The 18834-nt window shown below is 37.3% G+C and carries 3 protein-coding genes and 1 pseudogene; all 4 read right to left on the bottom strand.

The features are described from left to right. Positions 1 to 2484: pseudogene (locus ABD917_RS01850) on the bottom strand (hypothetical protein); the annotation flags it as partial. A gap of 836 nt (positions 2485 to 3320) precedes the next feature. Then, positions 3321 to 7454 (bottom strand): Vomp family autotransporter, encoded by a 4134-nt coding sequence (locus ABD917_RS01845; protein ID WP_345118375.1) that lies wholly within the window; start codon positions 7452 to 7454, stop codon positions 3321 to 3323. Between the two features lie 556 nt (positions 7455 to 8010). Next, on the bottom strand, positions 8011 to 11559 hold the full coding sequence (locus tag ABD917_RS01840) for a Vomp family autotransporter (RefSeq protein WP_345118374.1): 3549 nt from the start codon (positions 11557 to 11559) through the stop codon (positions 8011 to 8013). 1011 nt (positions 11560 to 12570) lie between these two features. Further along, positions 12571 to 18597, bottom strand: a complete 6027-nt coding sequence (locus tag ABD917_RS01835; protein ID WP_345118373.1) for a Vomp family autotransporter — start codon at positions 18595 to 18597, stop codon at positions 12571 to 12573. Positions 18598 to 18834 lie beyond the last annotated feature (237 nt).

Genomic DNA, 18834 nt, shown 5'->3' with positions numbered 1-18834 from the left:
GGTAATCTCATTTTTGATATTCGTGAAAGCAGTACCAACACCCTCAAAAGCTTCTGCTACACTCGTATAGCTTTGCTCTTCTTCTGTACCATCAGATTTAACTCTTTTAATTTTAAATGTTGGGTAGCCCCAGTTTCCATTTCCAAAGTCAGCTCCACCACCAAAAAACCTAGCTACTTTGCTACCCGTTGAATACATTTGTGCACCAGTCACAACTTCACTTGAGTTTTCAGTTAAATCTCCCCCTTGGACAAACTTAATTTTGCTACTTCTTCTGTCTTTGCCTTCCCCATGCTGAGCACTAAAGGCTCTATCATTTGCACTCCACAACAAGGTATCACTTTTGATAGTGGTCATCACATTATTCACTTGTTCAGTCACTTTATTCTGAACATTGGTAATAGAAGTACCAACTCCACTCAAAGCATCAGATACATTCTTATAAGTCGTCGTTTCTTCCTGGCCATCATTTTTAATTGTTTTTACTGTAAATGTTGGAGCAATCCATGTGCCATCTCTATAATCAGCTCCACCGCCTAAGTAAGCAGCAACATTCTTATTTGTCTCAAAAAGCTGCGAACCAGTGACAGCTTCTTTTGAATCTTCTGATATATCACCATTCTTTATGCCCGTAAGAGTACGCTGCTCATTATTTTTGTTGGTAATATCAATTTTATCTCCATCGGTTTCCTCTCCAATGGTAATGTGTTTTGTATCAGCATCATGTTTCACAAAGCTACTAGCGGCTACTTGGTCTTTAATATCTTTTTCAACTGTCTTCAGCTGTCCAAAATTTACCGCATCTGTATCCGCAGTGCCTTTTGCTACTCCTGTTAGCTTTTTATTGCCGGCATCAATACCAGAAGTTATTATTTTCGGGCCATCTTTTATGATTAAACCCGTGGCATCAAAGGTATTTGTGCCTGCTGTTGCGCTATTTAGTGTAATGTTCTTTGCTAAATCAAAATTTATCTTGTTGTTGCCTTGCTCTTTGGTGATTTGGAGATTGTTACTTCCAGAAGCTAAATCTATTGTATTGTCTATTCCTACAACTTTAGCATTTTTACCGTTAACAGAGAGTTTCCAGCCTTTGTCTACATAGGTTTGTAACGACTTTAACTGCGCAACATTCACCGCATCAGTATCTTGAGTACCTGCTGCTACTTTTGTGATCTGTCTTGTCCTGTCTAAAGTACCAACACTTAACGCACCTCGTCCACTTTTCCATGCAGAACTCTCATTAGTTGTAACCTTTTTAAGGAGAGGATCGAAACCAAAAACACTAGGAGATACATCCGCTACAGAATTAGCTCCTAAAGCAACCCCCCCCATAACTGTTGCTTTTGCGTCAATACCCAAAGCCACGCTGAACTTATCACTTGCAATTGCCCTATGTCCCAAAGCCATAGAATCGGTTTCTTCTGCCTTTGAGTTTACTCCTAAAGCAATGCTTCCCTCTCCCTGTGCTTCTGAATAAAAGCCTATAGAAACAGCGTATTGAGTCTTTGCATATGCACGATGCCCAATAGCAGTTGTAGCATATGCCATAGCTTTAGCAATAGAACCTACAGCTGTTGAATAATTTCCCTGCGCAGTGGTATAATCATTTTTCTTCTCACCATCATCCAGATTATATTCGGAACCTATTGCAACACTGCTTATACCCGAAGCACGCGCCATGTGACCTATAGCTAGGCCATCTCTTTTTGTCGCCTGTGCCTGAGCGCCCACAGCTATACCGAATCTTTCCGTTGCCTTTGCTTGCTCACCTAGAGCAAGACTACGTACACCGCTTGCAGTTGCTAGCCCACCAAAAGCAACCGCAGCATCTCCTGACGCTTCTGCCCCCACACCAATAGCAATCGTTACCTTCCCACTTGCAAGTGCAGCAACACCAAAAGCTTGCGATCCTCCAGTCAGTGCCGTTGCATTTGCACCAAATGCAACGGAATAATTCCCCTGTGCAGAAGAACCACAACCGGTTGCAAAAGAATAAACACCATAAGCCTCAGGCATGATATTTGTATCACCACCAGTCGAGTTCCTTCCCATATAACCAATGTTGCCACTTGTCCTCCCATCACCAGTCCATCTTTGTTGTGTAGAGCTCTGGCTATAAGGAGAAAAACCATTTATCGTTTTGTATGAGGAAAATCTCTTATATTCTTCTTCCACAGTTATTGCAGTTCCAGTACGTCCAGCAACACTTCCACGACCAATAACATGATCCACACCGCAGTAATCATCATCACCAGAAAGAACAATACTGCCATGGCTTCCTTTAGAGTAATTTACAGATGGATCATTTTGACTCAAATTACTCGCGGCTGTTATGGCAAGATTCGAAGCCATAACAAGGGATCCACTCGATAAGACCGTAGCCATTGCCATTCCCAACGAAAACTTTGCAAACAAAGATAAACGTCGAAAAACAGGAACAATATGCAAACCATGTCTCTTTGATGTGGTAGATAATTTTTTCATAACAAACTCCCCAATGAAAAAATCTAAAAAGCATATCAAGAACATAAAAAAGACATATTTCAGTGCTAGTTACTTATGAGTTTCGTAGTTTAATTAAAAGTAACTAATCAGAGTGGGAACATTTTGAGTCTTTATTTTGTTTCCTGCCTGCTTTCTATGTTGAGATCTAAGTGTAGAAAGTATTTAATGGATGTGAGAATGACACATTTAGATTCTAATAAAAATTATAGGTGTTTTTTGCTGTGTGGGCTTTAAAAAGGAATTTTTCTTTATTCTAAATATTAAATGCATTGTACTTAAATAAGGGTTTTATTGCTTAAAAGAGTGCTTTCGAAAGTGTTTTTTGTATTGAACTTCTTTTTATTAAAAAGCTCTTTTTCTTAATAATAAGTAAATTAAGGACTTATAGTGTTTAAGAAAGATTCAGATTTTTTAAGAAATTTTGTTCTAGAGCGTTTTTTTTATTAAGCGTAATGTAATAGTATGAATTTGCTTTGTTATTATATCTTTGTCTTTTACGCATTATTTCTCCCCCTCATAATTGTCTATTTAATCAAAATGAGTCTTACTAAGATACTTTCCGTATCGCTATCTGTTATTTAATAAAATAGCAACAAGAAAATAAAATTTTTAAGAAAATGGAATAAAAATATACGCTTTCACGTCAGTGTGTGATTTTTTTTCAACATTTTAAAAACAAATATTCTAGAAAAAAGCAATAGCTCTATAAAAAATGAACGGTCTAAACGAATCTCTATGGAATTTATTGTCGAAATAAAATTAAAATACTTTAAAAATATAGTTTCATAACTCGAGTATAATATTCCTAACATATATCAATTTAGCTTTACTCTTAAGCCTGCTCCTATGCCCCAATGACTTCCTGAACTTGTCACTGATATATTAGACCGGATCTTACCATTTTCAGACATATAACCAGCGCCTATAGCAAAGGCCGATTGGCTACGCCACACACCCGTACCAATCGATAAACTTAAGGATCCTGGAGTATCTTCATAACTCAAATTTGATACAGCCAAACCTATCGCCGCTGCCTGTCTTGACTCCTTCCTAACTTCTCTAACTTCATATCTTAAGCTTTCAAATTTCATATTCGTATAAGATTTCGCTTCATTAATAACATCTTCCATCTGGCTATTTATAATGTCATTGAAACGCTCATCCGTATATTTCTTCGCATCATCAAGGATTGTTTTCATCTGCTGGTTCGTTTCCCATAGCTGACTACCATTAACCGCTTCTTTCGAACCACTCTCAATACGACCATCCGCTACATTGTCTATCAATACTGGTTCACTTTCATTGCCACCAACTAACGTGATCTTATTACTCTTCTTGCCATCAGCTCCTTTATCATACTTAACCGCATCATTCGTAACCGTGTTTTCAATATCTTTTACATGTTGATCTATACTCTCTACACGATCTTCAACTGCTTCAACTTTCTTATTTGTTTCCCAGAGTTGTCCTCCATTAACAACATCCTTCGAGCCTTTCGATACATCTCCATCTGCTACATGCGTAATCTTACTATCAACTCCATCATGACGAGCATCAAAAGCTTTTTCTGTCTCATTCCAATTTAAACCACTCGATGAGATATCCTTAGCAACATTATTAATACGCTCGTTGATATTTTTCATGCTATCATTCACACCTTCAAACGCACCTGCAACATCATGATAGCCACTTTTGTCATTACTACTTCCATCATTCTTGAATTGTGAAACATAAAATGTAGGCTCTTTCCATTCTCCATTCTGATAGCTTGCACCACCACCAAAATACCCAGAAAGTGAATTGATCACTGAATAAAGCTGAGATCCATTGATTGCATCCATTGATTGAGCAGTAATGTCTCCAGCCTTAAGGTGCATAATCTTGCTCTCTGCTTTTTTATCGCCTTCCCCATGCTGGGCTACAAATGCTTCTTTCTCATTATCCCACAATAAGGCATCCCCTTTTGTTTTATTGATTTCCTTGGTAATTTCATTGGTGATTGTATTCTGAATATTCGTGAAAGATGTACCAACAGCAGAAAATGCGTCTGCTACAGTATGATAGCTTTCTTCATTTGCTGTACCATCATCCTTAACGGTATTAACCTTTAAAGTAAGCTCTGCCCATTTGCCATCTTTGTATTCAGCTCCACCTCCTAAATATGCGGCAAGACTATTCCCCATCGAATAAAGTTGAGAACCATTGATCGCATCCATTGAGTTTTTAGTGATATCACCATTCGCAAGAAAGCTGATCTTACTATTCGTCTTTTCTTCACCGTGTTGAGCTACAAATGCTCCTTTCTCACTGCTCCACAATAAGGAATCACCTTTAACTTGTTGCGTAATATTCGTTATATTTTGATTAAGCTCATTATATTTATTTGTTATTTCGTTATTTACATATTTTATACTTGTATCAAACTGCCCTTTGTTAATGGCTTCATTCTCTTGTGTTGCTGCCTTAACACCAGAAATTGTTCTATCCTCACCATTTTTGTTGGCTATATTGATAGCACTGCCTTCTACTTCTCTACCAATAATGATATCATTTGTTTTTGAATCTTTCTTAACAAGGCTATCTCCTTGTATATTGGTAATCGCATTATTAATCTGGTTGGTAATATCCTTGATAATTTTATTCTGAACATTTGTAAAAGAAGTACCAACTCCTGTTAAAGCATCGCTTACATTTTGATAAGTCTTATCTTCTTCTTTGCCTTCATCGTTAACAGTTTTCAGTGTAAAAGTTGGAGCACTCCATTTGCCATCTTTATAGTCAGCACCACCGCCTAAGTAAGTAGCAATATTTTTATTTGTCTCAAAAAGTTGTGAACCAGTTACAGCTTCTTTTGAATCTTTTGATATGTCACCATTCTTTATACCCGTAAGAGTACGCTGTTCATTTTTGTTATTGGTAATATCGATTTTATCACCACCTGCACCCTTACCAATAGTTATGTTTTGCGTTTCAATATTTTGTTTAACCAGACTATTATTCACCACATTTTTAATTTGATTTTCAACATTCGTGACAGAATTACTCACATCCGTAATCTGTTGCTTTACCTTTGTAAAAGAGCCACTCACACCAGAAAAAGCACTAGAAACATCATTATAGGACTCGTCTTCAATAGTATAGGTGGGTGCTTTACTATTCAATACATCAGCACCACCACCCAAATATTGCGATGTATTTGTAGATATTGTTGATAAGTTTGTTTGAACACTTGTTACACTCGTCTGTATCTCAGAAAAGTTATTCTTAAGAATTACCACATCATTATTGGTCGCAAAAAGCTGCGAACCAGTCACTGCTTCATTTGAATCTTTTGAAAGTGCCCCATTCTTTACACCAGTGAGAGTCCGATTTCCTTTATCCTTGTTAGCAATATCAATTTTATCTCCACCTGTATCTTTACCAATGGTGATATGTTGCGTTTTAGTATCTTGTACAACTAAGATACTGCCTTCTAATTGTTTTTTAACTTCCTCAAGCTGCGCAAAATTCACCGCATCGGTATTTTCTGTACCCTCTTTTATACCTGTTATTTTTTTATTGCCTGCAGAAATTCCAGAAGTTGTTATCTTAGGACCATCTTTAATGATTAAACCCATTCTATCGAAGGTATTTTCACCTGTTTTTACGCTATCCAGCGTAATGTCCTTTGCTAAGTCAAACTTTACCTTTTTGTCGTCTTTATCTTTGGTAATTTCAAAATTTTTACTTCCAGCTGCCAAAACTAATGTATCGCCTGAACCAATGGTTGTCTTCTCTGCACCATCAACAATAAGATCCCACCCCTCTTGTTTTGTGATCATTCCTCTTAACGCTTTTAGCTGTGCAACATTTACCGCATCGGTATCTGCAGTACCAGCTGCTACTCCTGTAATTTGTCGTGTTATGTTTTCCTCAGGATTACCAATACTTAAAGAACCTACAGAACTTTTCCATGCCGCACTCTTATCTTTTGATGGCGTGTCCCCCGTAGGATCATAACCCAAAATACCATCTCCAACATTAGCAACAGAACCATAACCCAAGGCAATACCTTTTGAAACAGATACAACCGCACTTGCACCAACAACAACTGAATAATCCTGAAGACCCATAGCATTAGAACCTATAGCAATTGCTTGTATACCCATTGCTGAGGCTGAATTATTTTTCTCTCCCCCCTCAGTGCCACTACCTATCGCAATAGATTCCTTACCCTGAGCACTAGACTTCGTCCCTATAGCAATACTACGTTCACCGCTTGCTTTTGTCAGTCCACCAAAAGCAACCGCAGCATCTCCTGACGCTTCTGCCCCCACACCAATAGCAACCGTCACCTTCCCACTTGCAAGCGCCGCAACACCAAAAGCTTGCGACCCTCCAGTCACTGCTGTTGCATTTGCACCAAATGCTACAGAATAATTCCCCTGCGCAGAAGATCCACAACCAGTTGCAAAAGAATAAATACCATAAGCCTCAGGCATGATATTGGTATCACCACCAGTCGAATCTTTCCCCATATAACCCGTACCTCCATTTGTTTTCCCATCACCAGACCAAATTTGTGATGTTGAGCTTTGGCTATAAGGAGAAGTGCCATTAAACTTTGCTTGTTCAAGAAATCTCCGATATTCTTCTTCTACAGTTATTGCAGACCCAGAACGCGGAGCACTTCCTCCACGACCCGTAACATTATCCACACCGCAGTAGTCATCATCACCAGAAAAAACAATACTGCCATGACTCCCTTTAGTATAACCTACACTTGGAGCATTTTGACTCATATTTTTTGCTCCTGTTATTGCAAGATTTGCAGCTAGCACAGGCGATACATTCGATAAAAATGTAATCATTGCAGTTCCAAATGAAAGCTTTGCAGATACAGATAAACACCGAGAAACAGGTGAAGCATTCAAACCATGTCTCTTTAATGTGGCAGATAATTTTTTCATAATAAGTTTCCCAATGCAAAAAAGCGAATCAGTTTATTTATGACACAAAAAAGACATATTTCAATTTATAATATTTCATCCTTTTATATTTAATGAATTATTAATAGTTGTTGGAAAAGATTTTCTGTATGACGCAATAACAAAAAGAAACCGATTTAAAAAAGTTAAAAGGTTTCTGATAGTGCTATTTCTGTAGTGGTGCGTTATTGGAACATAAATTTATTTAAGAAATAAATCGATAACAGCGTATTTTTATGCAAGATTCGTAAAGTTACCTGTGAACTTAAATAATATATTGGCATCATGCTCTTTTGAACGGTTTTAGTTAAAAGCAGAAGCTTTTTGTGATATTCTCCATTCCTATCAAGTTATAAAAAGAGCTTTGTTATTAAGGGTACGTTCTGTTTAATTACTCATCGAATGGTTATGTTTTTCTTTAAAGACTTCATTATTTCATTTAGTGACTTTATTGGTTTCTTATCAAAATAAACTTTCGCCCTTGCCTTTATTGAAGACAAGGGCAAAAATGTTTTTACTCAAGCTATTTTATTGATTATCAGTTCAATGTCATATTGAATCCCGCACCTATACCCCAATGACCACCAGAATTAGTGACAGATACATTCGATAGAACAGAGCCACTCTCAGATGTATAACCAGCACCAAAGGCAAACGCAGATTTGTTACGCCATAAGCCGGTACCAAATCCAACACTTAATTTTCCAGGCGTTTCATTGTAGCGTAAGTTGGCCACTGCTATACCAATAGCCGCTGCTTGTCTTGCTTCTTTTCGCACACCCTCAATGCTGTAATTTAAAGCATCAAATTTCATATCCGTATAAGATTTTACCTCATTAATAACATCACCCATTTGGTGATTGATAATGTCATTGAAACGCTCATTCGTATATGTTCTTGCCTTATCAAGGACTACATCTATCTGCTGGTTTGTCTCCCAAAGTTGACTACCAGTTACAGCTTGTTTTGAATTTTTGGATACGTCACCGGACGCTACATTGTCTAACACGATTGGATCACTTTCATTCACACCAGCTAATGTGACTTTATTTATTTTATCACCCTTATCATTTTTATCATACTTAACTGCATCATTCGTAACCGTATTTTCAATATTTTTTACCTGTTGACCTATAGTGTCTACGCGCTTTTCAACCTTAGATACTTTCTCATTCGTCTCCCAAAGTTGTCCCCCATTAACCGCATCCTTCGAGCCTTTCGATACATCTCCATCTGCTACATGCGTAATCTTACTATCAACTCCATCATGACGAGCATCAAAAGCTTGCTCTGTCTCATTCCAATTTAAGCCGTTCGTTGACACAGTCTGCTCTACATTATTAATACGATCGTTGATATTTTTCATGCTATCATTCACACCTTCAAACGCACCTGCTACATCATGATAATCCTTCTTGTTATCACCATTCCCATCATTCTTGAATTGTGAAACATAGAATGTCGGATCTTTCCATTCCCCATTCTGATAGCCTGCACCACCACCAAAATATCCAGAAAGGGAATTGATCACTGAATAAAGCTGAGATCCATTGATTGCATCCATTGAGTTTTTAGTGATGTCACCATTTGCAAGAAAGGTGATCCTGCTATTTGTCTTTGTCTCACCTTCTCCATGCTGAGCACTAAAGGCTTTATCAGCAGTGCTCCATAATAAAGCATCGCCTTTAACTTGTTGTGTAATATTCGTTATGTTTTGAGTAAGCTCATTATATTTATTTGTTATTTCGTTATTTACATCTTTTATACTTGTATCAAGCTGACCTTTGTTAATAGCATCATTATTGTTTTTTGCATCTGCCACACCAGAAATGATCCGATCCTTGCCACTTTTATTGGCAATATTGATTTCTGTGCCCTCTGTTTTGGCACCAATAGTGAAACGATTTGTTTCCTTATCCTGCTGAATGAAACTCTCACCTTCCACTTTGGTAATAGCATTATTAATCTGGTTGGTAATCTCATTGGTGATTTTATTTTGAACGTTTGTAAGAGAACTACTAACTCCCGCCAAAGCTTTTGCTACATCCGGATAAGTTTCATCTTTTTCTTCACCATCAGTGTTAACCGTTTTAAGCGTAAAAGTTGGAGCACTCCATTCGCCATCCTTATACTCAGCACCACCACCAAAATAACCTGCAAGCTTATTACTTGTCGAATAAAGCTGAGAGCCATTGATTGCATCCGCCGAGCTTTCAGTGATATCACCATTTGCAAGAAAAGTGATCTTGTTATTTGTCTTTGTCTCACCTTCTCTATGCTGAGCACTAAAGGCTTTATCAGCAGCGCTCCATAACAAAGCATCCCCTTTAACTTGTTGTGTAATATTCGTTATGTTTTGAGTAAGCTCATTATATTTATTTGTTATTTCGTTATTTACAGCTTTTATGCTTGTATCAAACTGACCTTTGTTAACAGCATCATTATTGTTTTTTGCATCTGCCACACCAGAAATAATCCGATTTGCACCGCTTATATTGGTAATATCGATTTTATCACCATCTGTATCTTTACCAATGGTAATGTATTTTGTTGTATCATCCTGTTTTACAAAACTATTGGCTGCAACTTGTTTTTCAACTTTTTGCAGTTGTGCAAAATTCACAGCGTCAGTCGCATCCCTACCGTCTGCTAAACCTGTTATCTTCCTACCAGCAGCATTCATACCCTCAGCTGTTATTTGCGGACCGTCTGTAATTTTTAAGCCTGTTGCATCTAAGGTATTCGTACCTGCTGTTAAACTATCCAGTGTAATATTCTTTGCGAGATCAAATTTTATATTATTGTCTTCTATGCCTTTTATAATTTCGAAATTGCTACTTCCAGCTGCAAAATCTACAGTATCGTCTATCCCTACAGCTTCAGCATTTTCACCGCCAACAGAAAGTTTCCAACCCTTATCTACGTATGTTTGTAATGACTTTAACTGCGCAATATTCACAGCATCAGTATCTGCACTACCTGCTGCTACGCCTCCAATTTGCCGCGTTTTACTCTTAGAAATATCACCAACACTAACGGCACCTTGTGTACTTTTCCATACAAAATCGGCATTTTCCCCCTTCTTCCCAAGAGGACTATAACCCTCAACACCAGCTGCAACATTAGATACAGAAGCACTCCCCAATGCAACTCCTCCTGCTATTTCAGTTACAGCATAATCCCCAAGCGTAACACTTCTCTCTTTATTCGCTTCCGAATAAAATCCCATAGAAATAGATTGTTTACCCTTTGCGAATGCACGATGACCAACAGCAGTTGCACCATTTGCAGTAGCCTTAGAAACAGACCCCAAAGCTGTTGAATAATTACCACTAGCCGTTGTATAATCATTTTCTCCGTGTTCACTATTAGCATTATATTCACCACCCAGTGCAGTACTGCTTTCCCCCACAGCATGCGCCATATAACCCACAGCAACACTGAATTGTTTTTGTACTTGCGTTCCGCCACCCAAAGTGACATTTGTATTTGCACGTTGTAATCCGGCATCAAGCTGCGCTATTGCCGTTGAATCATCACGCGAGGCATTAAATACACCAATAATTTCTGTATTCTCATCATGCTGTGCAAGCTGTTGGGAAGACATACTATTACGAACAGACAATTGCGGACTGATAATAGATTGCTTCTTTTCTTCCTCTGTACTTACCGCTCTTTTCGAACGTTTCTTACCATCTGCCGTAAGAGTATTGACAACAACACTATCATCACTCCCATCAGAAAGGGTGCTCGTTAAAAAATTTACATAGTCACTGTCATCTGTAGAAGCGCTTACTTTTGGTGTCAGCACTGTATTCAGCACTGTCACATAATTTTCTTTTGATCCATAAAGAGGCTCTAAATAACTGGCAGAGGTGTCGTAAGCAGAGATAACACTTTTTGGATATGCCACAGCAACCTTCTTTATATTCGTAGAAATTTCTTCTTTTGAATCAAGATTTTTTGCCAATACAGGAGAAACGCTCGATAAAAGCGCAGCAATTGAAGTTAATGACAGAACTTTAATAAAAAGAAAACGAGAAAATTTTAAATCAATCCCCGCTGATTTTGTACATAATTTTTTCATAAACAAATTCCCCAATGAAAAAAATTAACTATAAACACAAAAAAAGACATATTTAAATGTATATGTTAAAGGTCCCCCGATTTGTTTTTTTCTAACGTATTCAGAAAATTAAAGCGTAATTGAAAAGAGCGAGAAATTATGTTTAGTTAAAGTAATGTGTTAGTATTTTATCGTCTTTTTTAAAGAAAACAAGAGGTATCTTTTTGTATATTGGTTAATATTTCCTTAATTTTTTAGACTGATTGATTATTTTTTTGCAAGGGGATGTTGTTTTCTTAGTTTTTGATCTGCCCTTTTTATTTAATAATAACTTATTGCACTGTAAAAAAGGTTTTTTAAGTCAAATAAGCTTAGTATTACGGGTTTGGTGATTTTTTAAAATGCGTGAAAGGATGTTATTATCTCTAGATTCTGCGTTTGTATTTCTTTTTTCCTAAACGCATTACAAAGGTTAGAATGGTATCACTTTTTTTACAGTTCAATACCAAAAGCAGATGTGTGTTAGAACGCACTATGTGCTATTATCAAATGCTGCTTGACTTTTTGCTAAGTAAAGGCATTTACACTTTCATTTCTCCCCTTTCAGTATAAAAGCACTAAAGAATGCTGTTTCATCATCAGCACTATAATTTTGTATGCCTTCAGCACCTGTTATGACAGCAATAAAGAGATAAATAAGTAAATGTGTATTTTATAATAAGTTCGTAACTTGTCTTCTGTAGAAATTAATTAATACATTGATTTTAGAGCTCTTTTAAACTGCTTTTAGCAGAAAGTATTCATATGTGGTATTTTACCTTTTTACCAAATTATACATGAGTTAGAAAAAGAGCTTTATTATGAATGTTGTGTTTTGTTTTACGCTTCAGCTCTTTATAATTTATTGCTTTAAAAATTTAAATTCACTCTTTGTTATCTCATTTGTAACTTTGATTGTTTCTTGTCAAAATGAATTTTTACCCTTGTCAATTAAGATAAAGGAAAAAATTCTCTTAAAATTTAGTTTTCATATTATTTTATTTTCAGAGTTATCGCACCGCCTACGCCCCAATGACCACCAGCACTTGTTGCAGATAGATTAGAGCGAATTTTTCCATTTTCAGACGTATAACCAGCGCCAAGAGCAAATGCAGATTGTCCACGCCACGTGCCACTACCAAATGAGACACTTAAAGATCCTGGATCGTCGAAGTAACGTAAATTAGACACAGCTAAACCAATGGCTGCTGCTTGCCTTGCTTCTTTACGTACACCTTCAATGCTGTAATTTAAAGCATTAAACTTCATATCAGTATATTGTTTGGATTTATCTACAGCATCGTCCATGGCATCGATAACGATATTATTAACCCGTTGATCTGTATAGCGCTTCGATTCATCGAGAACGATTTTCATCTGTTCTTTGGTGTAGTCATGAAGTTGTCCACCATTTACAGCTTCTTTCGAACCCTTCTCAATGCGGCCGTCAGCAACATTATCGATCATCACAGGTTCACTAGGATCGCTCCCCTTCAGAGTAATTTTATTGGTTTTTTTACCATTTTCATCTCTGTCATAGCGAACAGCATCCTCAGAAATATTGTTAACCTTGTCATCAATCTTATCAACTTTGACATTAATATTGGCAATTGTATCACCAATATCCCCAATCGTATTGGAAATATTATCAACTCTTTTGTCAATAATCTCAACATGATTTTCAACATCCGTAACACGATTTTCAACCTTCGCAACACGCTCATTGGTTTGCCAAAGTTGTCCGCCATTAACCGCATCCTTGGAACCTTTTTCAATTTTACCATCAGCTACATTGATAATCTTACTTGGTGTTCCATCATGAGTAGCATCATAGGCTCCCTTTTCCTTATTCCACTTTAACGCATCGGAATCGACCTTGTTGATAACATCATCAATACGGTTATTAATGTTTGACATATTTTTATTGACGTCACCAAAGGCATCAGCAACATTATTGTGCGTGTTTTCAACTGTCGTACCATCAGCATTAACTTGAACAATCTTGAATTGAGGAGATGTCCATTGGCCATTCTCATATTTAGCACCACCACCGAAATAAGCAGCAAGTTGATTGCTTATGGAATAAAGCTGGCTACCATTAATTGCATCCGTTGAATCTGCAGAAATGTCACCATCTACGAGATATTTAAGCTTGCTATTTGTCTTCTTACCATCTTTTTCATGACGTGCAACAAATGCTTGCTCCTCATCATCCCACAATAACGCATCTTTGGAGATACCTTCAATTTTCTGATTAAAGTTATTGGCTACATTCGTTATACGATTATTTACACTTTTGACATTCGCATCAAGCCCTGTTAAAGCTGAGCCAACATCATGATAATTAGCTTTTGCTACCTGACCATCTTCAGTAATAACAGATAGAGTATATTTGGGTCCTTTAAAAGCACCGTCAACAAACTTTGCATCACCACCAAAGTAATTTGCAATATCCTTAGATATTTCATTAATTTGGCTACCATTAATAGCATCGTGGGAATTTTCAGCAATTTTGCCATCTTTGACATTGAGAAGTGCAACGGGAGTTTTGTTCGTATCGCCGCCTAAAGTCACGCTACCATAATTAACAATACCATCTTCATCTTTATCATAGAGAACCGCAGCAACACTTGCTGCCTCAATATCTTTAGAAATTTTCTCTATGCTTTTATCAAGTTGGTCTTTGTTGACAGCTTCATCGCCCTTCTCTGCTGCCTGCACGCCAGAAATCTTGCGCGCTACACTGGCATATCCTGCAATATTGATTTCAGTACCAGATTTATCCTTACCAATAGTGATAAGTCTCTGTCCTTCATCCCATTTAACAAGACTATTTTCTTTCATCTCAATAATCTTATCATTAATATTATGGATAGAAACATTCACACCAGTAAATGCCTCTGTAACATTACGATATGTCTCTCCATCAATAACAAAAGTAGGTTTTATCCCTTCAATTACATCTGTACTACCACCAAAATATGCAGATGTATTTTGAGCAATATTGAAGAGCTGAGAACCGTTGACTGATTCTGTTGATGTTATGGAAAGTGTTGCTTCTTTCACACCAGAAATGGTTCTTTCTTGACCATCTTTATTTGCAATACTAATTTTTGTCCCTCCTGTTTCTTTACCAACAGTGATAGGATCATCCTCTCCTTCTTGCTTCACAAAACTATTTTCTGTCACATTGTTAATCTGATTATAGATATCCGTGATAGAATTATCGACACCTTCAAAAGCATCAGCAACATTATGATGCTTTTTCTCAACAATAGTGCCATCCTCATTACGCTGAGAAATTTTGAAAGTAGGCTCACCCCATTCTCCATTTTCATAACGCGCACCACCGCCAAAATAATTAGCAATTTTATCGCCCATTGTATAAAGCTGAGAACCATTTACGGCATCTGTTGAATCTTTTGTAACATCACCATTCAAAAGAGAGGTAATCTTACTGTCTGTTTTACGTCCATCTTTTTCATGACGTGCAGAAAATGCTTGCTCTTCTTCACTCCAAAGCAAGGCGTCTTTAGAGAAATCATCAAATTTCTGATTAAATTCATTGGTGACATGTGTCAAACGACTATTGACATTTTTGACATTCGCATCAAGCCCTGTTAAAGCTGAGCCAACATTGTCAAAGGCCTTCTGTTCTACATTACCATCTGCAGAAACTTTAGATAAATTATATTGTGGACCTGAAAAAACTCCGTTATTAAATTCTGTACCACCACCAAAGAAATTTGCAATATCTCCTGATATCTTATTGATTTGGCTACCATTGATTGCATCATGCGACTCTTCTGCAATTATACCAGCTTGTACATTATGGAGAGCAACTGGAGCTTGGTTATCACTTCCACCTAAAGTCACACTCTTATAATTGACAGTACCATCCTCATTTTTATCGTAGAGAACTGCAGCAATGCTTGCCGTTTCAATATCTTTTGAAATCTTCTCTATGCTTTTATCAAGTTGGTCTTTGTTGACAGCTTCATCGCCCTTCTCTGCTGCCCGCACACCAGAAATAGTACGCCCTGCACCAGCATATCCTGCAATATTGATTTCAGTACCAACTGTATCCTTACCGATAGTGATAATGCCTGATACATCGCCCTCTTGCTGCACAAGATTATTTTTTTCCAAATTGGAGATCTTATTATCAATCCTATGGATAGAAACATCCACACCCGTGAAAGCCTCTGTAACATTATGATATGGCTTTCCATCAATAAGGAAGGCTGGCTCTACACCGTTCAGTACATCCGTGTTGCCACCAAAATACTTCGATGTATTTTGCGCAACTTTCGATAAATCACCAGTAACATTGGCAATTCTTTCATCAGTAGCAAAAAGCTGTGAACCATTTACTGCTTCTGTTGATGTGCTAGAGAGTTCTGCTGCTTTCACACCCAAAATGGTTCTCTCTTGATTATTTTTATTTGCAATACTGATTTTTGTACCACCCGTTTCTTTACCAACAGAGATAAGACCGTTCTCTCCCTCTTGCTTCACAAGACTGTTTTCTGTCACATTGTTAATCTGATTATAGATATCTGTGATAGAATTATCGACTCCTTTAAAAGCATCTGTAACATTGAAATACGTTCCCTCAACGAGATCACCATTCTCACCGCGCTCAGTAACTTTAAATTCAGGACCCTTAACCCACTTTCCATTCTCATAATGCGCAACACCGCCAAAATAATCGGCAATCTTATCGCCCATCGTATAAAGCTGAGAACCATTTATGGCATCTGTTGAATCTTTCGTAACATCACCCTTCAAAAGAGAAGTAATCTTACTGTTTGTTTTTTGATCTCCTGCTCCATGACGTGCAGAAAATGCGCCCTTTCCATTATCCCACAAGAGGGCATCTTGAGAGAACTTATCAAATTTATTATCTACATATTTTATACGGCTATTCACATAGTTGATATTTTCATCAAGCCCTGTCAAAGCAGAACCAACATTATTATGATCCTTAGATACTACACCATCTTCAGAAATCTGCGATAAATGATATAGTGGACCGAACAAAATACCTTCACTAAATTCCGCATTCCCACCAAAAATGTTTGCTACATCTCGGGATATTTTTTCAATCTGGCTACCATTGATTGCATCATGCGACCCCTCTGCAATTGTACCAGCTTGTACATTATGGAGAGCAACTGGTGCCGTAGTCTTATCACCACCTAAAGTCACACTATTATAATTGACAGTGCCATCACCATTTTTATCGTAGAGGACAGCAAAGCTATTTGCTTCTTTAATAACCTTAATACTGTACGTGATATCTGCAATTTCACCATCGAGTTGTTTTTTATTAACGGCTTCATCATCATTCTCTGCTGCCTTCACACCGGAAATTGTACGAGCATCACCTGATTTGTTTGTAATATTAATTACAGAACCACCTGTCTCTTTACCTATGGTGATCCAACCTGCTTTTCCCTCATCTTGCTTGACAAGACTATTTTTTACTATTTGATCTTTTGTCTCTTGTAGCTGTGCAAAATTCACTGCATCGGTATCATCAGTCCCCTCTGCTACTGCTGTAATCTTTTTATTACCAGCATCGATACCATCTACAGTTATTTGGGGACCATTACCATCAACAAAAGCAAAACCTGTATCACTTATAAGAGTATTCCCTGCGGTAACACTTTTTATTGTAATCTTTTCAGCTAAATCAAACCGTACTTCATTGTTATCATCTCTTACAATTTTGATATTTTTGCTACCATCCTCACCTGCAGCAGCAAAATTTACTGTACCGCCAGCTTGAATGTCTGTAGCATCTCCATCTTCAACAGAAAGCTTCCAGCCTCCTGCTTTTGATATCAATCCTTTCACCTCAGTTAATTGTTTGAAATTCACTGCATCGGTATCTTCTTCCCCTGCCGCTACTCCTCTAATCTTTTTATTATCAGCATCAATACCATCAGTAGTCATCATTGGCCCATGCTCAATAATAAAGCCATCATCACTCATAGAGCTTTGACCTGTGGTAACACTTATTAACTCAAGATTCTCAGCTAAATCAAATTTGACATTATTATTGTCTTTACCTTTTGTAATCTCAAGGTTGTTACTTCCTGTTGATAAATCTACCACGTTCTTTATACCAACCGTTGTAGCATTTTCCCCTCCAATAGATAGCTTCCAACCTTGGTCTACGTATATTTCTAACGCTTTTAACTGTCCAACATTAGCCGCATCAGAAAACTTGGTACCAGCTGCTACCCCTTGAATCTGTCGCGTTATACCCCTATCAGAATCACCAACAGTCGCTGCAGGCGCAGTACTTTTCCATACCAAGTTGTCACTATTTGCTGGACCTTTTCGCAAAGAACTATAACCGTAAACACCAGCAGGCGTTTCTGTTGCAGAACCGTCTCCAAGAATAACATTACTATATGCTCGCGTTTCAGGTTCAGTCTCTATAGCAATATCTGCATTACCTTCAGCCCTTGCTCTTGGAGAATCATCATTCACGAATGTATACTCCCCAGTGTCATCTTGGTTATTATAGTCGGAATCTATAGCGCTACTGCTTAGCCCTAAAGCGCGAGCCATGGATCCTGTAGCAGCACTTTTCTTCTTTGTCGTATATGTCTTTGGATTTAAAACAACAGCATTTTTAGTCTTCTTGTCTTTTTTTGAATTAGAAACAACAACAATCCCTGCTGTAAAGATATTTTGTGCATCTCCTCTTATAGAGCTTCCGTCAACTGTTAAAATATTTATGACAGACTTATCACCATCCATACCACTGTTATCATCAATATAAGGAGAAAGAATAGTTTGCGGATAAACCACAGCAGAATTCTTTACACTTTCAAGAGATACTTTTGTTAAATCAAGTTTTGCTGAAGAAACAGGAGAAACATTTGATAAAAATAAGACCACCGCAGTGCCCAATGAAACAACTTTAAAAAACGAGGTTCTTTCATGTGAACGAGAAAAATTTAAATCACATGCCGTTTGTGTCGTATATAATTTTTTCATCATATCCCCCCTCATAATAATACTTCTTAAACACAAAAGACAGATTTTAGAGTTTTAAAGCTCTCTCTTTTCTTTGCGTATTTGTGCTTTTACAGCGTGTTTTTAGATCATAAATAAAACAAAATATAAGCTGCCATTGCTACCTCACCTTTTAGGAGAATTAGGAGCATTTGTGTAAAAATCAATGTGGGAAACATAAAAAAGTGATTTTCATGAGTAAATATGTTTTCGTTTTTATCA

The sequence above is a fragment of the Bartonella pachyuromydis genome, assembly GCF_039543065.1.
Taxonomy (GTDB): Bacteria; Pseudomonadota; Alphaproteobacteria; order Rhizobiales; family Rhizobiaceae; genus Bartonella; species Bartonella pachyuromydis.
Note: the sequence above shows the minus strand (reverse complement) of the source record. Positions and strands in the feature narration are given on the sequence as shown.